Below are 22874 nucleotides of genomic sequence, written 5' to 3' on the forward strand. Positions count from 1 at the left end.
AATTGTGGTGTAATAACAGTGACATCAATCGTCATGCTGTTCTCCTTGGGTTACTTTCCAGCAGGGATTTGCTGAGTAATACAATGGATATTGCCGCCACCTAATAAAATCTCACGGGCTGGCACACCCACAATTTCATGCTCTGGGAAGATTTCCTGCAGTTTTTCGGCTGCGATATCATCGGTTGCAGGATCAAGCAACGGGAACACGATGCGATTATTGGTGATTAAAAAGTTCACATAAGAACCGGCTAAACGCTCACCCGCCGTGCGTGGCACGCCAGTGCCTTCAGCCACACCTTTTGATTCTTCTTCGGTGCAATACAGCGGCCCCGGTTGTGGCAACAGATGGATTTTTAACTTACGGCCTTTGGCATCCACGGTATTTTGCAACACCTCTAGCGCCGCTTTTGAGCGTGGATACTGGGGATCAGTCTCATCATCGGTCCAGTGCAGAATGACTTCACCAGGACGGGCGAAACAGCACATATTGTCGATATGACCATCGGTCTCATCCATATACACGCCATCTTGCAACCAGATAAACTGCTTAACATTCAAATAGTCACGCAGTAAGTCTTCAATCTGTTCTTTTGTCAGTTCAGGGTTACGGTTGGCATTGAGTAAACATTCTGCACTCGTCATACAGGTGCCTTCACCATCGACATGGATGGAGCCACCTTCGAGGATCAGCGGCGCGCTGTAACGGGCAAAACCATGCTGCGCAAGCATTTGCTGCGCGACTTGCTCGTCCTTATCCCATGGGAAGTACAAACCACCGTTATGGCCGCCCCAAGCATTAAAACCCCAGTCAACGCCACGGCATTCGCCATTATCATTCACAACTACGGTTGGCCCTGTATCGCGAGCCCAGCAATCGTTACTGTCCATTTCAACCAAGGTGACGTGCGATGGCATCACTTTTTGAGCTTCAGCTAAAAAGGCTTTAGGTACACCCATATACACGGGCGTTGCACCACCAATGGCATCGGCCACTTTAGCAAAGGTTGCTTGAGCATAAGCACCGGCTGCACGCCAGTTATCAGGACGATAGGGCCAAATCATCCACACCGCTTGCTGCGCAGCCCATTCGCCAGGCATATAAAAACCATCTTGGGATGGCTTAGTCGTTAACTGCGTGGCATCCACTGTCACGTTTGTCATGAGTTTTGTCTCCAGTAATGCTTAAAAACGATAAGGGTGTGCGTCCTAACATCGGACGACAGAATCGAAATATACCTAACATCAATCAAATGAATAAATTGAAGGACCGCATTTATCATGTGCATAGTTTGGCCGCAATTGTCAGGTCTTCACTCGGTGAGTTTTAGCTTCATTGAAATATTGCTGCGTATCTTATCATTTAAGATGGCTTGCGCTAAATACTTGTATGCAGGACATAGATGAGAATTTGTAGGGGAGGAAGCTTGTCAATTTATTGCTCACGAGATGAGTGAATTACGAAATGGAGCGAACGCTCTTTAGTTAAAATAAGTCTTAGTTGAAATACGTCACTAAAATCTGATCTCAGCATCAAAATAGCGCTTTTATTTTACCTAGCTTATCATCATCGCTTTATTGTAGCCTTTTGCTAAAAAACACTGCACAGGCGTATTTTTTGTTCTTTCTCAATATTCGCCCGTTGCAGTATTTATCTTTAAAGGATATCAGCATGACTTCCCACACGGCGCCATTAACCTCATTTTCTACTACTGAACCTTCTCTCACTGAAACTTCTACAACGGAACCTTCTACAACGGAACTGTCTATAACAGATGTAGAGCCGCTGCTTAAGATAATGGAAAAACTGCGTGATCCGCACACGGGTTGCCCGTGGGACAAAGCGCAAACGTTTCAAACTATAGTGCCTTTTACTTTAGAGGAGGCCTATGAAGTTGCCGATACCATAGAGCGTTTAGCCTGGGATGAGTTACCCGATGAACTCGGGGATTTGTTATTTCAAATCGTATTCTATTGTCAGCTCGGCAAAGAGCAGGGGTTATTTGATTTTTCGAGCGTGATTGAGAAAATTAGCGACAAGTTAACCCGTCGTCATCCCCATGTGTTTGGTGAGCAAAATCCGCAAATAGGCGATAGTGCCCAAGCGATGAAAGCCAATTGGGAGGCGATTAAAGCGATTGAGCGTGAGCAAAAGGCGCAGCAAGTGGCGGGGGAAACTCAAGCAGATACTGTGGTTTCTGCGTTAGACAATATTCCGCGTACCCAACCTGCGCTGTCGCGCTCAATCAAAATTCAGCAAAGGGTGGCGCGAGTCGGGTTTGATTGGGCCGAGCTTGAGCCCGTGGTCGCTAAAATTCACGAAGAAATCGATGAAGTCTTGCATGAAGTGAATCAACCCGAGCAAGACCAAGCGAAAGTGCAGTCCGAAATGGGCGACTTGCTATTTGCCGTGGTAAATTTAGCTCGTCATCTTAAGGTCGATCCAGAACAAGCGTTGCGCCAAGCCAATCTTAAATTTGAACGCCGTTTTCGCGGTGTAGAACAGTTGGCGAGTGACAGCGGTAAAAGCATGGAAGAGCACACATTAATGGAGCTCGATGCCTATTGGGACCAAGTAAAAGCGACAGAGACGAGATAAACGGCAAATTATCCCGATTGGTGTTTGTCGAATCGCGCCGCCTTTGGTATACTACTGCCCCGTCCTAGTGCTTTCTTACAAGCACGTATTTTCAAACTCATTTTCTCAGGTTCAGCATGACTACAAGGTATATCTTCGTTACTGGTGGCGTTGTTTCATCACTAGGTAAAGGCATTGCAGCAGCATCATTAGCTGCAATTTTAGAGGCCCGCGGTCTCAATGTAACCATCATGAAACTGGACCCTTACATTAACGTTGATCCGGGTACCATGAGCCCAACCCAACATGGCGAAGTATTTGTTACTGAAGACGGTGCAGAAACAGATCTCGACTTGGGTCACTACGAGCGTTTCATCCGTACTAAGATGAATCGTCGTAACAACTTCACTACTGGTCGTATTTACGAAGAAGTATTACGTAAAGAACGTCGTGGCGATTATTTGGGCGCAACTATTCAGGTTATCCCACACATCACTAATGCGATTAAAGAAAAAGTATTAGCCGGTGGCGAAGGCCATGATGTGGCTATCGTCGAAATCGGCGGTACTGTGGGTGATATCGAATCCTTGCCGTTCCTAGAGTCTATCCGTCAGCTCGGTGTTGAGCTGGGTCGTGATCGTACTCTGTTCATGCATTTAACCTTAGTGCCTTTCTTAGGTGCTGCAGGCGAAGTGAAAACTAAGCCAACTCAACACTCAGTGAAAGAGCTGCGTTCTATCGGTATTGCACCAGATGTGCTGGTTTGCCGTGGTGATCGTGCGATTCCTGCGAATGAAAAAGCCAAAATTTCGCTGTTCTGTAACGTCGAAGAGCGTGCGGTTATTTCATTAAAAGATGTTGATAGTATTTATAAAATCCCAGCTTTGTTACGTTCACAAGGTTTGGATGACTTAGTGGTTAAGCGTTTCGGTTTAGAATGCCGTGAAGCGGATCTGTCTGAGTGGGAAAATGTTATTTATCAAGAAGCTAATCCAAACGGCGAAGTCGTTATTGGTATGGTGGGTAAATACATTGAACTGCCAGATGCCTATAAGTCAGTCAACGAAGCATTAAAACACGCAGGCCTTAAAAACCGCGTATCAGTGACCATCAAGTATATTGATTCACAAACCGTAGAAGCCAAAGGCGAAGAAGTCTTACAGGGCTTAGACGGTATCTTAGTACCAGGCGGTTTTGGCGAGCGTGGTGTTGAAGGTAAGATACTGGCGGCAAAATTTGCCCGTGAAAACAATTTACCGTATTTCGGTATTTGTTTAGGTATGCAAGTTGCCCTGATTGAATTTGCGCGTAATGTTGCAGGCATGGCTGATGCACATTCAACTGAATTCAATAAAGAAACACCATTCCCAGTGGTGGGTTTGATCACTGAATGGATTGACGAAGAAGGTAATGTTGAGCAGCGCCATGAAGCGTCTGACTTAGGTGGCACTATGCGTTTAGGCGCTCAATTGTGTCATTTACTCGAGGGTTCAAAAGCGGCTCAAGCCTACAAAGGTAATAGCTGTGTAGAACGTCACCGTCACCGTTACGAAGTGAACAACAAATACAGAGAGCGTTTAGAGCAAGCTGGCATGATCTTCAGCGGTTTGTCTTCTGATCGTAAACTGGTGGAAATGATCGAATTAAAAGATCACCCATGGTTTGTTGCAGGTCAATTCCATCCTGAATTCACCTCAACGCCGCGCGATGGTCACCCATTGTTCGAAGGGTTTATTGCTGCGGCAAGTGCGCATCAAAAACGTGATCTGAAGTAAGAATATTTGAGGCCGGACCCGCGACAGTGGGGCCGGCCTTTTGCTACACTCATCGCGACTTGAAACATAAGAATTTAATACCTCTGGGTGTAAACAGCATGCGTATCCGTTGCATCTGTATGGACGCAAACCGTAAATGGAATTTGGTTATTTTCTGCGGTATGTGACTTCCATTTATTCCCATAGGTATTTGTTTTTTTCTTTTATCTTTAAACTTAAATCGAGGGTGTTATGGCTAAGATTATTAACGTGATTGGTCGCGAGATTATGGATTCTCGTGGTAACCCAACTGTTGAAGCCGAAGTGCATTTAGAAGGTGGTTTTGTGGGTATGGCTGCGGCGCCTTCTGGTGCATCAACCGGTAGCCGCGAAGCGTTAGAATTACGTGATGGCGATAAGAGCCGTTATTTAGGCAAAGGCGTATTAACAGCTGTTGCTAACGTAAACGGTGTCATCCGCGCTGCATTATTAGGCAAAGATGCGACGGCACAAGCTGAGCTTGATCAAATCATGATCGACTTAGATGGCACAGAAAACAAAGACAAGTTAGGCGCAAACGCGATTTTGGCTGTGTCTTTAGCGGCTGCTAAAGCAGCAGCAGCATCTAAAGGTATTCCTTTATACGCGCATATCGCTGAATTAAACGGTACACCAGGCCAATATTCTATGCCTGTGCCTATGATGAATATCTTAAACGGTGGCGAGCACGCAGATAACAACGTTGATATCCAAGAATTCATGGTGCAACCTGTTGGCGCGAAAACCTTCCGTGAAGCACTGCGCATGGGCGCTGAAATCTTCCATACGCTGAAAAAAGTATTGCACGACAAAGGTCTAAGCACTTCTGTGGGTGACGAAGGTGGTTTTGCACCTAACTTAGCGTCAAACGCTGATGCGTTAGCCATTATCAAAGAAGCGGTTGAACTGGCTGGCTACAAGTTAGGTACTGATGTCACGTTAGCGCTGGATTGCGCTGCATCTGAATTCTACAAAGACGGCAAATACGATTTAGCGGGCGAAGGCAAAGTCTTCGACTCGAACGGTTTCTCTGATTTCTTAAAATCATTGGCTGACCAATACCCAATCGTGTCTATCGAAGACGGCTTAGACGAATCAGATTGGGACGGCTGGGCTTATCAAACTCAAATCATGGGTGACAAGATCCAATTAGTGGGCGACGATTTATTCGTTACTAACACTAAAATCTTAACCCGTGGTATTGAAAACGGTATTGCTAACTCAATCCTTATCAAGTTTAACCAAATTGGTTCATTGACAGAGACTTTAGCGGCTATTCGTATGGCGAAAGAAGCGGGTTATACCGCCGTGATTTCACATCGTAGTGGTGAGACTGAAGATTCAACCATTGCAGACTTAGCCGTGGGTACTGCTGCTGGTCAAATCAAAACCGGTTCACTGTGTCGTTCTGACCGTGTCGCTAAATACAACCAATTGCTGCGCATCGAAGAGCAATTAGGTGAAAAAGCCCCATACCGTGGTTTGAAAGAGATCAAAGGTCAGGCGTAATTTAATATTTGATGTAAAAAGGCCACCACTTGGTGGCCTTTTTTGTTGTACTATCTGCTGTATATTTTTTTAATCCAAGATACTGACGCTAATTCCTCCATGAAATTTTTTGTCATTGCACTCATAGTGCTACTCGGTGTACTGCAATTCCGTCTTTGGTCGGGAGGTAATAGTCTTCCTGAATATTTCGTTCTGCAAAAACAAATTGCCGCCCAGCAAGAAGGTAACGCCAAACTCAATGAGCGTAACCAAGTGCTAAAGGAAGAAATCATCGATCTGAAAAGTGGTACAGAAGCCATCGAAGAGCGCGCACGCAACGAACTTGGCATGGTTAAAGAAGGCGAGACCTTCTATCGCGTCGTGGGTGGTGAGCGCTCGGTATCGAGTCCATCTCAGTAATATGGAGTTAGGATGACAGAGCTAGGACATTTAGATCTTGGATTAAATGAACAATCCAATCCCGATAGTCAATCTGATCTGGTAACACAAATTGAATTGCAGCGCCAAGCTGAGCATGTCACTCAAGCTGTGGTTGCCATCGTTCCTGCTGCGGGCATAGGTAGCCGTATGGGCGCCGACAGACCTAAGCAATATCTTGAGGTGTGCGGCCAGAGTATTCTTGCTCATACCTTAGATAAGCTCTTGTCCCATCCGCACATTTCTCAAGTGATCGTCGCCTTACATTCGAACGATACTATCTTCGATACCTTGCCACAGGCCGTGCACCCCAAATTGATTACAGTATTAGGTGGCGGTGAGCGCGCTGATTCTGTGTTGGCGGCGCTGCAAATTGCGTCCGAGCACAGTTGGGCCTTAGTGCATGATGCGGCAAGACCTTGTTTAACCGCGACGGATATCGACAAGTTACTCGCATCTAGAGTGCAATTCCCCCAAGGTGCTATTTTGGCAATGCCTGTACGCGATACCATGAAGCGCGCGAATAAACAGGGTGAAATCAGTGCCACTGTGTGCCGCGATAATTTATGGCATGCATTGACGCCGCAGTTATTTCCAGCGCAGCAATTAAAAAATTACCTCAATGCGGCTCTGGCTGCAGGTGCGGTAGTCACAGATGAGGCTTCGGCGATGGAATGGGCGGGGATATCACCCGGACTCGTTTCGGGCCGTGCTGATAATATAAAAGTAACGCATCCCGACGATTTAGGGCTAGCCGAACTGTTTTTGATGCGTGCCGTTAAATAGTCATAATCAAAGTAAAATAATACGTTAGGAATATTAAATGAAAATCCGTATCGGCCATGGTTTCGATGTGCATAAATTTGGTGCGGCGCGGCCACTTATCCTTTGTGGCGTGGAAGTACCCTATGAAACAGGCCTAGTCGCACATTCAGATGGTGATGTGGTACTGCATGCGATTTCCGATGCCATCCTCGGTGCTTTAGCGCTCGGTGACATAGGCAAACATTTCCCCGATACCGATGCCGCCTATAAGGGTGCCGATAGCCGCGTATTGCTGCGTCATTGCTATGCTTTAGCGAGAGCGAAAGGCTTTGTGCTCGGCAATCTTGACGTCACTATCATAGCCCAAGCTCCTAAAATGGCACCGCACATAGAGGCAATGCGCCAGATATTAGCCGCCGATTTAACCGCGGAACTTGACGATATTAATGTCAAAGCGACCACGACTGAACAGCTTGGATTTACCGGGCGTAAAGAAGGTATTGCGGTAGAAGCCGTGGTACTTATGGCCCGCAAACACGATTAACTTAAGAGTAAAAAAGTCCCATGAGCGAATTACATTATCTGTATGGTAAGCCTTTAGGTACAGCAGATCTAAGAACCCAAAATAGCGATTTTATCGTGAAAGAGATTTTGCCTTTTAGCCCGACGGGTGAAGGTGAACATCATATGCTGCATGTACGCAAAGAAGGGCTAAATACAGTACAAGTCGCGGAAATGATCGCTAAGTTTGCTAAGGTGCATCCAAAGGAAGTGACCTACGCTGGGCAAAAAGATAAAAATGCCATCACAGAACAATGGTTCGGTGTGCGTATTCCTGGTAAAGAAACGCCTGCTTGGAAGGATCTCAATAGCGAGCGTTTGACCATATTGTCGAGCAGCCGCCACAGCAAGAAACTGCGAATTGGTGCCTTAGTCGGTAACCGCTTTATTCTTACCCTGAGAAATGTCACCCAAGTGGAAGACATTATCAGTCGTATCGAAAAGGTCGCTCAAGTGGGCGTGCCCAATTACTTTGGTGAGCAGCGCTTTGGTCACGATGGCAAAAACTTAGTGTTTGGTCGCCAAATGATGGCGGGTAAAAAAGTGAAAGACAGAAATAAGCGCAGCATGTATTTGTCTGCCGTGCGCTCAAATCTGTTTAACACTGTAGTGTCGTACCGATTAGCCAACCATGGCACTAAGCCTTTAGCGGGTGATTGTGTGATGTTAGCGGGCAGCAAAAGCTTCTTCGTGACGCCTGAATGGGATCTCATCGTATTGAAGCGTCTGATTGAAAAAGACATTCAACTTTCTGCACCATTGTGGGGGCGCGGCATGATGTTACCCCAAGGTGAAGCTGCTGCGGTAGAAACCTTAGCCATGAGTGAGTTAGCTGACGATTGCTATGGTTTAGAGCACGCCGGATTAGAGCAAGAACGCCGTCCGTTACTGCTTGAGCCCCAAGGCCTTAAATATGAACAAACCGCTGATGGCTTAGTGCTGGAGTTTGTGTTGCCTGCGGGCAGTTTTGCAACATCATTATTGAGAGAGTTGGTTAATTATCAAGATGTTAAAGAGCAGCAATGGCAAGCGACATTGGTGCAGGAGCCTGCGCCTGAGGTAACTAACGCTAACGTAGTGGCTAACACTGATACTGTTAAGACTGAAGCAGAGTCATGATCCGTATCCTTGTTAGCAATGACGATGGGATTAATGCTCCAGGTATCAAAGCCTTATCTGAGGCTTTGGCTGAAATAGCGACTGTGCTGACTGTTGGGCCGGATCGAAATTGCTCTGGTGCGAGCAACTCATTAACCTTGACTAATCCATTAAGAATTAATAGGTTAGATAATGGCTATATTTCCGTTCACGGTACACCGACAGATTGCGTTCATTTGGCTATCCGAGAATTATGTGATGGCGAACCTGATATGGTGGTGTCTGGCATCAATGCGGGGGCAAATATGGGTGATGACACCTTATATTCGGGGACAGTTGCCGCCGCGATGGAAGGACGCTTTTTAGGTTTTCCTGCAATAGCGATTTCGCTTAATGGCCGTAAATTCGAACATTATCAATCGGCTGCTGTTTATGCTCGGCGGATAGTTCAAGGTTTGTTGGCCCAGCCTTTGGCAAAAGATCAGATCTTAAATGTGAATGTGCCTGACTTGCCACTTGATCAAATTAAAGGCATCAAAGTGACTCGCCTCGGTGCTCGTCATAAGGCCGAAGGCATAGTGCGAACGCAAGATCCTGCCGGACGTGAAATCTTCTGGCTTGGTCCACCGGGACAAGAGCAGGATGCCACAGAGGGCACTGATTTTTATGCTATCGCCAATGGCTATGTTTCAATTACGCCCTTGACGGTTGACTTAACCGCCTACGGACAACTAACGGCATTGCAAAATTGGGTAGATAAAATATGACTCGAGTTGCCTTAACATCGGCGGTGAATTTAGCTAAAAAGCTTCAAGATGCGGGGATCCGTAATCAAGCCGTGTTAAAGGCGATATCGCATACGCCGCGAGAAATGTTTCTCGATAATGCGCTAGCCCACAAAGCTTATGAAAATACGGCTTTGCCAATTGGACAAGGGCAAACCATTTCGCAGCCTTATATCGTTGCCCGTATGAGCGAACTCTTACTGCACAAGATGCCACAGCGAGTGTTAGAAGTGGGGACTGGATCGGGCTATCAGGCAGCCATTTTGGCTCAATTGGTGCCTCAGCTTTGTACTATCGAACGGATCAAAGGTCTACAAATTCAAGCAAGACAGCGTTTAAAACGATTAGATTTGCATAATGTGTCGTTTAAATATGGCGATGGTTGGTTGGGATGGGCTAATCGTAGTCCGTTCGATGCCATTATGGTAACTGCGGCGGCGGCGACTATACCAGAAGCTTTACTGTCTCAGTTGGCTGATGGAGGGGTGTTAGTCTTACCTGTGGGAGAGGATACTCAGCAATTGATGCGTATTACGCGCACTGCTGACCGCTTTAGTTCTGAAACCATTGAAACGGTTAAATTTGTACCTTTAATTAATGGAGAGTTAGCTTAACCTTGTGTTGTGCTACTGTGTTAAGCGAAGTGCTTGTTTTGCACAGAAGGCGTCATTTTTTCATCATAAACAGTAATACAACCTTACCAAGGAGTTTTTATTGTTGAATGCGGGTTTACTCTTAAACCTTTGCTTTATATTTCTGCTTGTAGGCTGTAGCTTTCAGGCCAGCAGACCCGCACCCGTCGAAAATATTTCCCATAGCTACTCTAAAAATAGCAAAGGCCACATTAAATCGAATTCATATAAAGTTAAAAAAGGTGACACTCTCTACTCTATTTCTTGGGGGGCAGGGAAAGACTTTTCTGAAATAGCTAAACTTAATCAATTAGATAACCCTTATACAATTTACCCTGGACAGATTTTATATTTAACTAATGCTAAATCTAGTAACCAATCAAAATCTACGACTTTAGATGGAAATATAACGGGTAATTCAGATGCTAACTCAAGTAAAAGTGATAAAAAACAATTAGATGATAAGGTTTATCAGTCTAATGCTAAGTCAAGTAACGATCTGAAAAAAACACTTGATCAGAAAGCTAAGCCCGCGTACCTTGTAACAAGTTCCCAACAAAACGTTAACCAGCTAATGGTTCCACCCACCTCAACACTGCCAGCCAGTGTGAGTCAGTGGCAGTGGCCAGTAAGAGGGAAGTTAATCGGAACTTATTCTGCCAATGAGCAGGGAAATAAAGGTATTAAGATCGCGGGAAATCGGGGAGATATCATCAAAGCTGCTGCAGATGGGCGGGTGGTATACGCAGGAAGTGCTCTTAGGGGTTACGGTAATTTAGTGATTATTAAACATAGTGACGATTACCTTAGTGCTTATGCTCATACGGACAAGATCTTAGTCAAAGAAAAGCAACATGTCCTCGCAGGGCAGACTGTTGCAAAAATGGGCAATACAGGTGCCAATCGGGTAATGTTACATTTTGAAATTCGTTACCATGGACAGTCTGTAAACCCACTTACTTATTTACCTAAACAATGATTGTTTGGGGCCTTGTTGGCAAATGGAGGATAGGAAATTGCACTAATTCAGCAGTTTAATTAGGTTTGGGAGATTTGATCATGAGCCGCATAAATAGCACTGCCGCAGAAGCACTAGTAGATTTTTCCGTAGAAACCGTAGACTTTGATCTTGAAAAAGAAGAAGTTGCCACCGATCTAGTCCAAGAGCTAGGAATAGAACAACAGGTCCAAGATGACCTGCAAAAAAATCTTGATGCCACTCAACTTTATCTAGGTGAGATTGGTTTTTCCCCACTGCTTAGCGCAGAAGAAGAAGTTTACTTTTCCCGTAAGGCCTTAAAAGGTTGTGCAAAATCCCGTAATCGCATGATCGAAAGTAATTTACGTCTCGTCGTAAAAATTGCACGTCGTTATAATAACCGCGGCTTAGCACTGCTCGATCTTATCGAAGAGGGTAATTTAGGTTTAATTCGTGCCGTAGAAAAGTTTGACCCAGAAAGAGGTTTTCGTTTTTCAACCTATGCGACTTGGTGGATCAGACAGACAATTGAACGCGCTATCATGAATCAAACTCGTACTATTCGTTTGCCTATTCATGTTGTTAAAGAACTCAACGTATACTTGCGTACTGCCCGTGAGTTAGCACAAAAACTGGATCATGAACCTACAGCGGAAGAAATTGCTGAAAAACTGCAAGTTTCTAGCTCTGATGTGAGCCGCATGCTTAAGCTGAATGAAAAAATTACCTCTGTTGATACGCCTTTGGGGGGCGATAACGAGAAAGCATTATTAGATGTATTGGCCGATGATGATAGTGTTGGCCCTGACTATAAAGTGCAAGATGAAGACATCTCTAACTCTGTGGTGAAATGGCTTAACGAGTTGAACACAAAACAAAGAGAAGTATTAGCCCGTCGTTTTGGTTTGTTAGGTTATGAACCTTCTACGCTTGAAGATGTGGGGGCTGAAATTGGTTTAACCCGTGAACGTGTTCGTCAAATCCAAGTCGAAGCATTAAAACGCTTACGTGATTTATTGGGTTCTCAAGGTTTATCTGTTGAAGCTTTATTTAGAAACTAATATCTGTCTTCTAGTGCCTTTCAGAGAAGCTATCCAGAAAATGCACTTAGTGTGAGATCACGCCATAAAGTAAAACGCCCACTATAGAGTGGGCGTTGTTATTTTTAGGCTTTTATTTAGATCACCTGATGTTTAGCTCAAGCGTTTCAGTTCATAGAGTAAATCAAGCGCCTGTTTTGGCGTTAAGTTATCGGGATTAATGCTACTTAATTTAGTCAAAGCTGGATTTTCAACCGGTTCAGGTAAAGCGAGTAAGCTTTGAATGGGCGTCCTCGTTCCTTCTGGTTGATGATCGCGACTCTCCAATTGCTGCAATTTATGTTTCGCTGCTTTAATCACTTTGTTTGGCACGCCGGCAAGCGCTGCAACTTGTAAGCCGTAGCTTTTACTGGCGGCGCCTTCTTGTACTGCATGCATAAAGGCGATGGTATCATCGTGCTCTATGGCATCAAGGTGCACATTGTAAACACCTGCCATTAAGTCAGGTAATTGAGTTAGCTCAAAATAATGGGTGGCGAATAGGGTCATAGCCCCGACTTGCTGGGCTAAATACTCTGCTGCCGACCAAGCTAGCGATAAACCATCATAGGTGGATGTTCCACGGCCGATTTCATCCATTAACACTAAACTACTGGCAGTGGCATTGTGCAGAATGTTGGCAGTTTCAGTCATTTCTACCATAAAGGTTGAGCGGCCAGAGGCCAGATCGTCTGATGCGCCAATACGGGTAAAGATGCGATCAATTGGGCCAATCAGGGCGCGATCTGCTGGCACAAAACAACCAATATGGGCCATCAGCGTAATCAAGGCGACTTGACGCATATAGGTCGATTTACCGCCCATGTTGGGTCCGGTGACAATCAACATACGTCTTTGGTTGTGCAAGGTCACTGGGTTAGCGATAAACGGCGTTTGGCTAACACGCTCCACCACTGGGTGGCGACCAGCCTCTATCTGTACGCCGATATCTTGGCTCAGCTCTGGACAAGTGTAGCCTAAGGTTTCGGCACGCTCGGCAAAGTTACTCAGTACATCAAGCTCAGCCGCTGCTCTAGCAAAAGCCTGTAATTCATGCAATTTTGGCAGAATAAGATCGAATAACTGTTCCCATAACTGCTTTTCGAGTGCCAGGGCTTTACCTTGGCTCGAGAGGACTTTTTCTTCGTATTCCTTAAGTTCGGGCGTGATATAACGCTCCATATTCTTAAGTGTTTGGCGTCGTTGATAATTGAGCGGTACTTGTGAGGATTGCAGACGGCTCACTTCGATGTAATAGCCGTGTACGCGGTTATAGCCGACTTTAAGTGTATTGATGCCAGTACGTTCTTTTTCTCTGGCTTCAAGTTGTACTAAGTAATCACTCGCTCCTTCGCTCAGGCCGCGCCATTCATCTAGTTCGCTGTTGTAGCCTTCACGGATCACTCCGCCATCGCGGATAAGCATGGGAGGATTATCGACTATCGCGCGCTCAAGTAGGGCTTGCTCGGTGGGGAACTCACCTAAGTGTTGACGCAATTGAGTCGTGTGCGGCGCGCTCAGTGTACTTAAACTCTGTTGTAATTCAGGCAATAAGCCCAGTGCTTGACGTAAACGTGCAAAGTCTCTTGGGCGAGCGGTACGCAGCGCGAGTCTTGCCATGATACGTTCGATATCGCCAAGTGCCTTTAACTGCTCATGCAAACTTTCGTGGGCAGCGGTATCGAGGAGTTCAGTCACCGCCTGTTGGCGCGCCTTGATTTGCTTAGGATCTCGCAGAGGCTGATGGATCCAGCGTTGTAACATACGGCTGCCCATAGGCGTTGCCGTATTATCCAATACTGCCGCTAAGGTATTATCGCGGCCACCGGCAAGGTTTTGAGTTAATTCTAAATTTCGGCGAGTTGCCGCATCGAGTACTATACTATCGGTTTGATTGAAACGGATAATGGCATTGATATGGGGCAGTGCCGTGCGCTGTGTGTCTTTTACATATTGCATCAAGCAACCCGCAGCCTGCAGTGATAAACGTGCATCTGCGATGCCAAAACCATGTAAGTCTTTAGTGCCAAACTGGGCCAGTAGTAACTTGATACTCGTATCGTAATCAAATTCCCACTCGGGGCGACGGCGTTTGCCTTTAAAACCGTTAAGTAGATCTAGTTCGCCAAAGTCTTCACTGTAGAGAATTTCAACGGGATTAGTGCGTTGCAATTCTGCTTCTAATGACTCTCGTGTGTTGAGCTCTGCAATCACAAAACGTCCGGATGAAACATCTAATGTGGCATAACCAAAACCAACTTTACCTTGATAAACCGCGGCTAACAGATTGTCTTGGCGTTCCTGCAGCAACGCTTCGTCGGTTAAAGTGCCTGGCGTGACAATTCGCACCACTTTACGTTCTACTGGCCCTTTAGATGTCGCGGGATCGCCAATCTGTTCGCAAATCGCAACTGATTGACCAATTTGAACTAATTTTGCAAGATAGCCTTCCACAGCATGGTAAGGAAGTCCCGCCATCGGAATAGGATCGCCACCACTTTTACCGCGCGCAGTGAGTGAAATGCCTAACAGCTCAGAAGCGCGTTTAGCATCGTCATAAAACAACTCGTAGAAGTCACCCATGCGATAAAACAGCAACATATCGTGATGTTCTGCTTTCATCGTCAAGTACTGACGCATCATAGGAGTATGTTTTTCTAAATCATCGGTATCAATTACATTCATTAAATCGTTATCGTCCGTTGTGACTGCCTAAAGGCGATACAGTTTGTGTGGTTAAGGGTGATTAAGCGCTATGGAAGCGGAAGACTGCTGTACAATTTTCAGCTAAAAAGACCACGCAAAATTTGTTGCGCCAATCTTAGCAATAATTTAGCGAAAATTGAGCCCTTAACGATGGATATTGATCAAAGGGAGCTATTATCTGATTTGATATTCGCTAAAACCTTGGCCATATTAAAAATCCTATCAGCTAAAAATAATTCAGTCACAGGTCTTGATACTGTATGATTGTACAGTATACTAGTCAGCAGAATTAAGACAAAAAGCGCGGCTTTTTGAATTACCCGTTTGTAAATTGAATATCACTTTTGACAGCTTAATGCTTGTCTTGATGAGGGAACAGGAATGAAGGTCGATCCAAATAAAGAGAAAGCACTTGCTGCGGTATTGATCCAAATTGAGAAACAATTTGGTAAAGGCTCCATCATGAAGCTGGGCGAAGATCGCTCTATGGATGTTGAGACCATTTCTACCGGTTCTCTGTCTCTGGACGTTGCTTTAGGTGCTGGCGGTTTGCCAATGGGTCGTATCGTTGAGATCTATGGTCCTGAATCATCAGGTAAAACAACACTGACTTTAGAAGTGATTGCGGCAGCGCAACGTGAAGGCAAAACCTGTGCCTTTATCGATGCAGAGCATGCGTTAGACCCTATTTATGCTAAAAAATTGGGCGTAGATATTGATAACCTGCTGTGTTCGCAACCGGATACCGGCGAGCAAGCGCTTGAGATTTGTGATGCTTTAACTCGCTCAGGTGCTGTTGACGTTATCGTAGTCGACTCAGTGGCGGCATTAACGCCTAAAGCTGAAATCGAAGGCGAAATTGGTGATTCTCACATGGGCCTAGCGGCGCGTATGATGAGCCAAGCTATGCGTAAACTTGCGGGTAACTTAAAGCAATCTAACACCTTACTTATCTTCATCAACCAAATTCGGATGAAGATTGGTGTGATGTTCGGTAACCCAGAAACTACAACCGGTGGTAATGCGCTGAAGTTTTATGCTTCTGTTCGCCTAGACATTCGCCGCACTGGTGCCATTAAAGACGGCGATGAAGTGGTCGGTAACGAAACTCGCGTTAAAGTGGTGAAAAACAAGGTTGCAGCGCCGTTTAAGCAAGCTGAGTTCCAAATCCTTTATGGCCAAGGTATTAACCGTACTGGTGAGTTAGTAGACTTAGGCGTAGCCCATAAGTTGATTGAAAAAGCGGGCGCTTGGTACAGCTATAAAGGCGATAAAATCGGCCAAGGTCGTGCTAATGCTGGCAAATATCTGACTGAAAACCCAGCTATTGCTGCTGAAATTGACAAGACGCTACGTGAGTTGCTTTTGAGTAATCCGAGTGCCTTGGCTTCTAAAGCTGATGATAGTACTGAGGACAATATTGATTTAGAGACAGGCGAAGTATTCTGAGTCAGTCAGCCCATCAAATTGCGGTCGCGCTGTTAGCGCGCCGCGATTATTCCCGTTTACAAATCCGCGATAAATTGCTCGAAAAAGGTTTCGAACTTAACGATATCGAACCTGTACTCGATGCTTGCGAATCCTCCGGTTTTATTAATGATGCTCGTTATGCCGAACTGTTGGTGCGTAGCCACATCAGTCGAGGCCACGGTGCAATACGCATCCGCCAAGCAATCGCACAGAAAGGCTTATCTAAAGACTGTATTGAAGCTGCTTTGGTTAATTGTGATTGTGACTGGTTTGAGCTAGCAAAAGATAAAGCCACCAAGAAATACGGTGTACCTCGCGTAACAGAAGTGAAGGGCTCTAAAGCTCGGGATCTCATCGCAAAGGAAAAGGCCAAACGAGTGCGTTTTTTAATGGGCCAAGGCTTTAGCTACGATCAAATCACTTACGCACTAGATTCAGATCCCAATGATCTCGATGAAGATTATTAAATTTGAAGCTAATACTGTAAAAGCTCATCTAAATATCATCAATGGGTATTGTCAATTTCATACTTCACATTAGACTCACTTGCTTAAATATTGTCCGTGCCGCGATAAACTTACGCCGTCTTTATTTGTGCTTTATCCTGTCGTTTTGCTTCTAGTGACTCTGGTGTGGGCGATTCACGTTAAAATATTAAATTCCTGATGTGTATATCACCAATCAAGACTGGTCGTCCTTCCTTAGTCTGCTTATAATGCTGGGCAAATAGAAATACGGCTAGCCTAAGGCGTAGCTGGTAATGCTTACCCAATTCAGGATGATTTCATGTATCAAACTACAGCAGAGCTCAGAAGCGCTTTCCTCGAATTTTTCCGCAGCAATGGTCATCAAGTTGTGGACAGTAGTTCATTAGTGCCAGGCAACGATCCCACACTTTTATTTACCAATGCAGGCATGAACCAGTTCAAGGACGTGTTTCTTGGCATGGACAAACGCAATTATACGCGTGCGACCACTGCTCAACGTTGTGTACGCGCCGGTGGTAAACATAACGATTTGGATAACGTTGGCTACACAGCACGTCATCACACCTTTTTCGAAATGCTAGGTAACTTCAGTTTTGGTGATTATTTCAAAGAAGAAGCGATTCGTTTGGGTTGGACTTTTTTAACTGAAACGTTAAAGCTGCCTAAGGAACGTCTGTGCGTCACTATTTATCAGACAGATGATGAAGCCTTTGAAATCTGGAATAAAAAAATTGGTGTCGCTGCCGAGAACATCATACGTATCGGTGACAATAAAGGTGCTGCCTTTGCGTCAGATAACTTCTGGCAAATGGGTGATACCGGTCCTTGTGGTCCATGTACTGAGATTTTTTATGACCATGGTGATCATATTTGGGGCGGACGTCCTGGCAGTCCTGAAGAGGATGGTGATCGTTTCATCGAAATCTGGAACATCGTTTTCATGCAGTACAACCGTCAAGCATCGGGTGAAATGTTACCTTTGCCTAAGCCCTCGGTTGATACAGGTATGGGGATTGAGCGTATTGCTGCGATTATGCAGGGCGTACATTCTAACTACGAAATCGATATTTTCCGTACTTTGATTGCTAAAGCCGCAGAGGTCATTGGTGTTAGTGATTTATCTGAAAAGTCGCTGCGAGTCATTGCCGATCATATCCGTTCATGTGCATTTTTAATTGCCGATGGCGTTATGCCGTCGAACGAAGGCCGTGGTTATGTGCTGCGCCGTATTATTCGCCGTGCAGTTCGCCATGGTAACAAGTTAGGTGCGACCGAAGCTTTCTTCTACAAGCTGGTTCCGTCTTTGATTGCGGTGATGGGCGATGCAGCAAAAGGGTTAGCTGAGACTCAAGCGATTGTTGAAAAGGCACTGAAAGCGGAAGAAGAGCAATTTGCCCGTACGCTTGAACGTGGTTTAGGTATTTTAGATACGGCCTTAAACGAGTTGAAAGGTGACACCTTAGACGGCGAAACCGTATTTAAGCTGTATGACACCTATGGCTTCCCAATGGATTTGACCGCTGATGTCTGCCGTGAGCGCAACATCATTGTCGATGAAGCCGGTTTCGAAGTCGCCATGGCTGAGCAACGTAGCCGCGCACAAGCTGCCGGTAACTTTGGTGCAGATTATAACGCTGCGCTGAAAATTGATACTGAAACTGCATTTAGTGGTTACACCGAATTAGCGGGTCAAGCTAAGGTCACCGCGATTTATCAAAATGGTGAGTCAGTGACGGCGATCAAAGCGGGTGATGAAGCCGTTGTCGTGCTCGATGTAACACCTTTCTACGCGGAATCTGGCGGTCAAGTAGGCGATAAAGGCCAATTGGTTGCAAACGGTATTGAGTTTACGGTAAACGATACGCAAAAGTATGGTCAAGCAACGGGCCATCAAGGTGTTTTGGCTACAGGTAGCTTGAGCGTTGGCCAAGTTATTGAAGCGAAAGTGGACAAAAAACTGCGTCACCGTACTCAGTTAAACCATTCTGTTACGCATTTACTGCATGCCGCACTGCGTCAAGTGCTCGGTACTCATGTCTCGCAAAAAGGTTCTTTGGTTGATCCTGAGCGTTTACGTTTTGACTTCTCCCATTTCGAAGGCGTAAAAGCTGCTGAATTAAAAGAAGTTGAAGAATTAGTTAACACTCAAATTCGTCGTAACCATGAACTTAAAACCGCTGAAATGGGCATAGATGAAGCTAAAGAGAAAGGCGCTATGGCACTTTTTGGTGAGAAATATGATTCACAAGTGCGTGTTGTGACTATGGGCGATTTCTCTATCGAATTGTGTGGCGGCACCCATGTGGGCCGCACTGGCGACATCGGCTTATTTAAGATCACCTCAGAAGCGGGTATTGCTGCAGGTGTACGTCGTATCGAAGCCGTGACTGGTGCTGCCGCTATGGCTTTTGTGGCGCAGCAACAAGCTGAACTGGAAGAAGCTGCAGCCTTATTGAAAGGCGATGCCAACTCAGTGGTGGCTAAGTTAAAAGTGCAGCTCGATAAGATGAAGCAACTCGAAAAAGAAATGGCGCAGCTGAAAGATAAGCTAGCGGCCGCAGCGAGTGCAGACTTAGTGGGCGATGCCGTTATAGTTAATGGCGTTAACGTACTGATCAAAAAATTAGACGGCGTTGAGGCAAGTTCATTACGCGGCTTGCAAGATGAATTAAAACAGAAATTGAAATCGGCCATTATCGTGCTTGGTACTGCGCAGGAAGGGAAAGTTAACCTGATCGCGGGTGTGAGTAACGATCTGATCGGTAAAGTCAAAGCGGGTGAGCTCGTCGCTATGGTCGCTGCACAAGTGGGCGGTAAAGGCGGTGGTCGTCCTGATATGGCTCAAGCGGGCGGTAGCCAGCCAGAAAATCTGGATGCGGCATTGGCTCAAGTATTACCTTGGATTACTGAGCGTCTAGCTTAAGAGGTTGCTGTGCCCCAAAAACGAAAGCTTAGTGGTAGCAAGCTTTTTGTGAAAAAGTTCGGCGGTACTTCGGTGGGTTCTATTGAACGTATCGAAGCGGTCGCTGAGCAGATTACAAAGTCAGCTCACAATGGTGAGCAGCAAGTCTTAGTTTTATCCGCGATGGCGGGTGAGACGAATCGCCTGTTTGCACTTGCAGCACAAATTAATCCGCGCGCCTCGGCGCGCGAGTTAGACATGCTAGTATCGACGGGTGAGCAAGTGAGTATTGCTTTGATGTCGATGGCGCTACAACGTCGCGGCATAAAAGCAAAATCCCTTACGGGCGATCAAGTGCAAATTCATACAAATAGTCAATTTGGCCGCGCCAGCATTGAGCGAGTTGATACTGAATATTTGCAGTCTTTGCTTGCCGATGGTGTTGTGCCGATCGTTGCAGGGTTTCAGGGCATCGATCCTCAAGGCGAAGTGACCACCTTAGGACGCGGTGGTTCAGATACCACTGCAGTAGCCTTAGCGGCAGCGTTAGAAGCCGATGAATGCCAGATTTTTACCGATGTGGCTGGGGTATTTACCACAGATCCGAATATTGATAGCAGTGCACGTCGCCTCGATGTGATTGGGTTTGATGTGATGCTCGAAATGGCAAAGCTCGGCGCTAAAGTATTGCATCCCGATTCTGTTGAATACGCCGAGCGTTTTCGCGTACCGCTGCGAGTATTGTCGAGCTTTGAAGCTGGGCAGGGGACGTTAATCCAATTTGGCGACGAGTCGGAATTAACTATTGCCTCGTTAGTGCAAGGTATCGCGATTAATAAGGCGCTGGCAACGCTAACGATTGAAGGGCTGTTTACCACCAGTGAACGTTATCAAGCGCTGTTAGGCTGCTTAACGCGATTGGAAATCGATGTGGAATTTATTTCTCCATTGAGGATCCATGAGGATGATCCTTCGGGTCGCGTCAGTTTTATGCTCGCTGAAGCTAAGGTCGATACTCTACTTAATGAGCTCGAAGGCTTAAGTGAAAGCCTCGCACTCGGGCCATTGATTATCGAACGTCAACGTGCAAAAGTATCTTTAGTTGGCAAAGGTTTACAGGCAAAAATGGGATTATTGACTAAGATGTTAGAAGTCTTGGGTAATGAAACTATTCATGCTAAGTTACTCACGACGTCAGAGAGTAAATTATCAACCGTTATCGATGAAAGGGACTTACACAAGGCGGTTCGGGCGTTACATCACGCTTTCGAGCTAAATAAGGTGTAATTAAATAACCGTTTGAGTATTGAATACTATTAATTTGTACTAAGCTGACCTTATAATAAGCCCATCTACCGGATGAGTGCCGTGTGTAAGCTGAATTAAGAAATAAAGGAGCTATCGAATGCTGATTTTGACTCGTCGTGTTGGCGAAACACTGATGATTGGTGATGAAGTCACAGTTACAGTGCTAGGGGTAAAAGGCAATCAAGTGCGTATTGGTGTGAATGCACCAAAAGAGGTTTCTGTTCATCGCGAAGAAATCTACCAACGCATTCAATCTGAAAAATCAGGTACACCATCGGAAGGTGGTAACTTTTAGTACCTTGTTTTGGCAAGCGTACTACGGCAACAGAAGAGTCAGTTTTTTAACTGGCTTTTTTATTTTTTAGACCGAAAGATTGGCGTAAATCAATACATTGGCTTGATATAACAGCAATGTGATTAAAAACAGTTCAAATGGAATCTGTTTCGGAAAAAGGGTTTGACTTATTTTCGTCAAACAGTAATATGTGCGCCAAGAAAACGGAGAGGTGGCCGAGTGGCCGAAGGCGCTCCCCTGCTAAGGGAGTATGGGCTTTAACTCCCATCGAGGGTTCGAATCCCTCCTTCTCCGCCATTTCTTACTGATAGAAAACAGTGCGCGTGTAGCTCAGCTGGATAGAGTACCTGGCTACGAACCAGGCGGTCGGAGGTTCGACTCCTTCCACGCGCACCATTTTTTATTAGTGTTTGATGTAAAAGTAAATTTAGATACAAGTCGCGCGTGTAGCTCAGCTGGATAGAGTACCTGGCTACGAACCAGGCGGTCGGAGGTTCGACTCCTTCCACGCGCACCAATTTAAATTAATATAATTTAAATCGTATTAATGTTTTACCGTTTAACATGCGCGTGTAGCTCAGCTGGATAGAGTACCTGGCTACGAACCAGGCGGTCGGAGGTTCGACTCCTTCCACGCGCACCAATTTAAATTAATATGATTTAGGTCGTATTAGTGTTTTACCGTTTAAYATGCGCGTGTAGCTCAGCTGGATAGAGTACCTGGCTACGAACCAGGCGGTCGGAGGTTCGACTCCTTCCACGCGCACCAATATAGTTAACGAGATACGTCTTGTTGATTTAAAGCGTTAAACGCGGAGAGGTGGCCGAGTGGCCGAAGGCGCTCCCCTGCTAAGGGAGTATGGGCTTTAACTCCCATCGAGGGTTCGAATCCCTCCTTCTCCGCCATTCTATTCTCTTAGTCGAGGGGAATAGAATAAATTTGCCAGATAAAAGTGCTTATCCTAGACTCAATCTTTATTGGATCTTAGAAGTACAAAAACGAATTTGCGCGTGTAGCTCAGCTGGATAGAGTACCTGGCTACGAACCAGGCGGTCGGAGGTTCGACTCCTTCCACGCGCACCATATAGATAAGCCCTGCAAGCAATTGCAGGGCTTTTTTATTTTTTAATCTGTAATGGTTTAACTCATTATATTTTTACCCGCTTAGGTTTAACCTTAACTTTGCATCATCATCTTTTGCTTTACCTTAGCTATCTTCGGTGTCGCTATCTTTAGCCATTTCGTTTTAAACACTTCTCTTTCTTAGGTTCAACTCACTGAAGAATCTGCTTTTGCTTGTGTTGAGAGTCTATGACGACATTGGATATCTATGTCAGCTTTCTCAGTGCTGTCTCTGGAGGTATTAGCTGTTCTTTAGTCTACATATGTGGTGTTTACGCATGTCGGCAGTGATGGGCTACGTGTGAGCTCATGAGCGATAGACCACGGGGAATGATGAGGATGAATGGTGTGGTGGTTTCAATACAGTGCCGTAGGTTAAATGACAGT

At 45.6% G+C, this 22874-nt stretch carries 18 protein-coding genes and 7 tRNA genes; 23 read left to right on the forward strand and 2 right to left on the reverse strand.

Annotated features, from left to right (window positions below; genetic code table 11):
- Nucleotides 1-50: 50 nt before the first annotated feature.
- Nucleotides 51-1163: an agmatine deiminase gene (gene aguA / locus L5M11_RS02665; protein ID WP_263185698.1), complete on the reverse strand. Its 1113-nt coding sequence runs from the start codon at nucleotides 1161-1163 to the stop codon at nucleotides 51-53.
- A gap of 508 nt (nucleotides 1164-1671) precedes the next feature.
- On the opposite strand from aguA, the gene mazG reads away from it, so the two are divergent.
- The 11 genes from mazG to rpoS all read left to right on the forward strand — a co-directional run bounded on the left by mazG (nucleotide 1672) and on the right by rpoS (nucleotide 12177).
- Nucleotides 1672-2598: a nucleoside triphosphate pyrophosphohydrolase gene (gene mazG, locus L5M11_RS02670; protein WP_263185700.1), complete on the forward strand. Its 927-nt coding sequence runs from the start codon at nucleotides 1672-1674 to the stop codon at nucleotides 2596-2598.
- A 116-nt stretch (nucleotides 2599-2714) separates the two neighbouring features.
- The gene (locus L5M11_RS02675) at nucleotides 2715-4352 is read left to right on the forward strand and encodes a CTP synthase (protein WP_012587102.1); all 1638 of its coding nucleotides are present in this window, start codon (nucleotides 2715-2717) and stop codon (nucleotides 4350-4352) included.
- A 231-nt stretch (nucleotides 4353-4583) separates the two neighbouring features.
- Complete coding sequence (gene eno, locus L5M11_RS02680) at nucleotides 4584-5879, forward strand: phosphopyruvate hydratase (RefSeq protein ID WP_105251763.1); 1296 nt, start codon at nucleotides 4584-4586, stop codon at nucleotides 5877-5879.
- Between the two features lie 99 nt (nucleotides 5880-5978).
- Nucleotides 5979-6278, forward strand: coding sequence for a cell division protein FtsB (gene ftsB, locus L5M11_RS02685; RefSeq protein ID WP_105253074.1), 300 nt, complete (start codon nucleotides 5979-5981; stop codon nucleotides 6276-6278).
- 12 nt (nucleotides 6279-6290) lie between these two features.
- Nucleotides 6291-7082, forward strand: coding sequence for a 2-C-methyl-D-erythritol 4-phosphate cytidylyltransferase (gene ispD / locus L5M11_RS02690; RefSeq protein WP_263191269.1), 792 nt, complete (start codon nucleotides 6291-6293; stop codon nucleotides 7080-7082).
- Nucleotides 7083-7119: 37 nt separating this feature from the next.
- On the forward strand, nucleotides 7120-7605 hold the full coding sequence (gene ispF, locus L5M11_RS02695; RefSeq protein WP_168822943.1) for a 2-C-methyl-D-erythritol 2,4-cyclodiphosphate synthase: 486 nt from the start codon (nucleotides 7120-7122) through the stop codon (nucleotides 7603-7605).
- 20 nt (nucleotides 7606-7625) lie between these two features.
- Nucleotides 7626-8741: a tRNA pseudouridine(13) synthase TruD gene (gene truD, locus L5M11_RS02700; protein ID WP_219254092.1), complete on the forward strand. Its 1116-nt coding sequence runs from the start codon at nucleotides 7626-7628 to the stop codon at nucleotides 8739-8741.
- Complete coding sequence (gene surE / locus L5M11_RS02705) at nucleotides 8738-9487, forward strand: 5'/3'-nucleotidase SurE (RefSeq protein WP_263173238.1); 750 nt, start codon at nucleotides 8738-8740, stop codon at nucleotides 9485-9487. The genes truD and surE overlap by 4 nt, the downstream gene beginning before the upstream one ends.
- Nucleotides 9484-10119, forward strand: a complete 636-nt coding sequence (locus tag L5M11_RS02710; RefSeq protein ID WP_028761363.1) for a protein-L-isoaspartate(D-aspartate) O-methyltransferase — start codon at nucleotides 9484-9486, stop codon at nucleotides 10117-10119. The genes surE and L5M11_RS02710 overlap by 4 nt, the downstream gene beginning before the upstream one ends.
- 100 nt (nucleotides 10120-10219) lie before the next feature.
- Nucleotides 10220-11116 (forward strand): peptidoglycan DD-metalloendopeptidase family protein, encoded by an 897-nt coding sequence (locus L5M11_RS02715; protein WP_219251260.1) that lies wholly within the window; start codon nucleotides 10220-10222, stop codon nucleotides 11114-11116.
- A gap of 80 nt (nucleotides 11117-11196) precedes the next feature.
- The gene (gene rpoS, locus L5M11_RS02720) at nucleotides 11197-12177 is read left to right on the forward strand and encodes an RNA polymerase sigma factor RpoS (RefSeq protein WP_028761361.1); all 981 of its coding nucleotides are present in this window, start codon (nucleotides 11197-11199) and stop codon (nucleotides 12175-12177) included.
- Between the two features lie 132 nt (nucleotides 12178-12309).
- On the opposite strand, the gene mutS is transcribed toward rpoS, so the two are convergent.
- Nucleotides 12310-14880 (reverse strand): DNA mismatch repair protein MutS, encoded by a 2571-nt coding sequence (mutS, locus tag L5M11_RS02725; RefSeq protein WP_263191271.1) that lies wholly within the window; start codon nucleotides 14878-14880, stop codon nucleotides 12310-12312.
- 402 nt (nucleotides 14881-15282) lie between these two features.
- Here mutS and recA point away from each other — a divergent pair, with 402 nt between their 5' ends.
- The 12 genes from recA (at nucleotide 15283) to L5M11_RS02785 (ending at nucleotide 22448) form a co-directional block, all read left to right on the forward strand.
- On the forward strand, nucleotides 15283-16350 hold the full coding sequence (gene recA, locus L5M11_RS02730; protein WP_263185705.1) for a recombinase RecA: 1068 nt from the start codon (nucleotides 15283-15285) through the stop codon (nucleotides 16348-16350).
- A 17-nt stretch (nucleotides 16351-16367) separates the two neighbouring features.
- Nucleotides 16368-16838 carry a regulatory protein RecX gene (locus L5M11_RS02735; protein ID WP_371135013.1) on the forward strand — a complete coding sequence of 157 codons (471 nt, stop codon included), beginning with the start codon at nucleotides 16368-16370 and terminating at the stop codon, nucleotides 16836-16838.
- A gap of 319 nt (nucleotides 16839-17157) precedes the next feature.
- The gene (alaS, locus tag L5M11_RS02740) at nucleotides 17158-19782 is read left to right on the forward strand and encodes an alanine--tRNA ligase (RefSeq protein ID WP_263185706.1); all 2625 of its coding nucleotides are present in this window, start codon (nucleotides 17158-17160) and stop codon (nucleotides 19780-19782) included.
- Between the two features lie 9 nt (nucleotides 19783-19791).
- Nucleotides 19792-21048 carry an aspartate kinase gene (locus tag L5M11_RS02745; RefSeq protein WP_006082603.1) on the forward strand — a complete coding sequence of 419 codons (1257 nt, stop codon included), beginning with the start codon at nucleotides 19792-19794 and terminating at the stop codon, nucleotides 21046-21048.
- A 118-nt stretch (nucleotides 21049-21166) separates the two neighbouring features.
- The gene (gene csrA / locus L5M11_RS02750) at nucleotides 21167-21364 is read left to right on the forward strand and encodes a carbon storage regulator CsrA (protein WP_006082602.1); all 198 of its coding nucleotides are present in this window, start codon (nucleotides 21167-21169) and stop codon (nucleotides 21362-21364) included.
- A 205-nt stretch (nucleotides 21365-21569) separates the two neighbouring features.
- A tRNA-Ser gene (locus L5M11_RS02755) sits at nucleotides 21570-21661 on the forward strand.
- A 22-nt stretch (nucleotides 21662-21683) separates the two neighbouring features.
- Nucleotides 21684-21760, forward strand: a tRNA-Arg gene (locus L5M11_RS02760).
- A gap of 44 nt (nucleotides 21761-21804) precedes the next feature.
- Nucleotides 21805-21881, forward strand: a tRNA-Arg gene (locus L5M11_RS02765).
- Nucleotides 21882-21930: 49 nt separating this feature from the next.
- A tRNA-Arg gene (locus tag L5M11_RS02770) sits at nucleotides 21931-22007 on the forward strand.
- 49 nt (nucleotides 22008-22056) lie between these two features.
- A tRNA-Arg gene (locus L5M11_RS02775) sits at nucleotides 22057-22133 on the forward strand.
- A gap of 45 nt (nucleotides 22134-22178) precedes the next feature.
- A tRNA-Ser gene (locus L5M11_RS02780) sits at nucleotides 22179-22270 on the forward strand.
- Nucleotides 22271-22371: 101 nt separating this feature from the next.
- Nucleotides 22372-22448, forward strand: a tRNA-Arg gene (locus L5M11_RS02785).
- The last annotated feature ends 426 nt before the right edge of the window (nucleotides 22449-22874 follow it).

The sequence above is a fragment of the Shewanella sp. SM87 genome, from assembly GCF_025653705.1.
GTDB lineage: Bacteria > Pseudomonadota > Gammaproteobacteria > Enterobacterales > Shewanellaceae > Shewanella > Shewanella oncorhynchi.

Excerpts from the sequence above, each read along its gene's own strand:
- aguA (WP_263185698.1), bottom strand. The coding sequence starts at position 1,163 with ATGACAAACGTGACAGTGGATGCCACGCAGTTAACGACTAAGCCATCC.
- mazG (WP_263185700.1), top strand. The coding sequence starts at position 1,672 with ATGACTTCCCACACGGCGCCATTAACCTCATTTTCTACTACTGAACCT.
- L5M11_RS02675 (WP_012587102.1), top strand. The coding sequence starts at position 2,715 with ATGACTACAAGGTATATCTTCGTTACTGGTGGCGTTGTTTCATCACTA.
- eno (WP_105251763.1), top strand. The coding sequence starts at position 4,584 with ATGGCTAAGATTATTAACGTGATTGGTCGCGAGATTATGGATTCTCGT.
- ftsB (WP_105253074.1), top strand. The coding sequence starts at position 5,979 with ATGAAATTTTTTGTCATTGCACTCATAGTGCTACTCGGTGTACTGCAA.
- ispD (WP_263191269.1), top strand. The coding sequence starts at position 6,291 with ATGACAGAGCTAGGACATTTAGATCTTGGATTAAATGAACAATCCAAT.
- ispF (WP_168822943.1), top strand. The coding sequence starts at position 7,120 with ATGAAAATCCGTATCGGCCATGGTTTCGATGTGCATAAATTTGGTGCG.
- truD (WP_219254092.1), top strand. The coding sequence starts at position 7,626 with ATGAGCGAATTACATTATCTGTATGGTAAGCCTTTAGGTACAGCAGAT.
- surE (WP_263173238.1), top strand. The coding sequence starts at position 8,738 with ATGATCCGTATCCTTGTTAGCAATGACGATGGGATTAATGCTCCAGGT.
- L5M11_RS02710 (WP_028761363.1), top strand. The coding sequence starts at position 9,484 with ATGACTCGAGTTGCCTTAACATCGGCGGTGAATTTAGCTAAAAAGCTT.
- rpoS (WP_028761361.1), top strand. The coding sequence starts at position 11,197 with ATGAGCCGCATAAATAGCACTGCCGCAGAAGCACTAGTAGATTTTTCC.
- mutS (WP_263191271.1), bottom strand. The coding sequence starts at position 14,880 with ATGAATGTAATTGATACCGATGATTTAGAAAAACATACTCCTATGATG.
- recA (WP_263185705.1), top strand. The coding sequence starts at position 15,283 with ATGAAGGTCGATCCAAATAAAGAGAAAGCACTTGCTGCGGTATTGATC.
- alaS (WP_263185706.1), top strand. The coding sequence starts at position 17,158 with ATGTATCAAACTACAGCAGAGCTCAGAAGCGCTTTCCTCGAATTTTTC.
- csrA (WP_006082602.1), top strand. The coding sequence starts at position 21,167 with ATGCTGATTTTGACTCGTCGTGTTGGCGAAACACTGATGATTGGTGAT.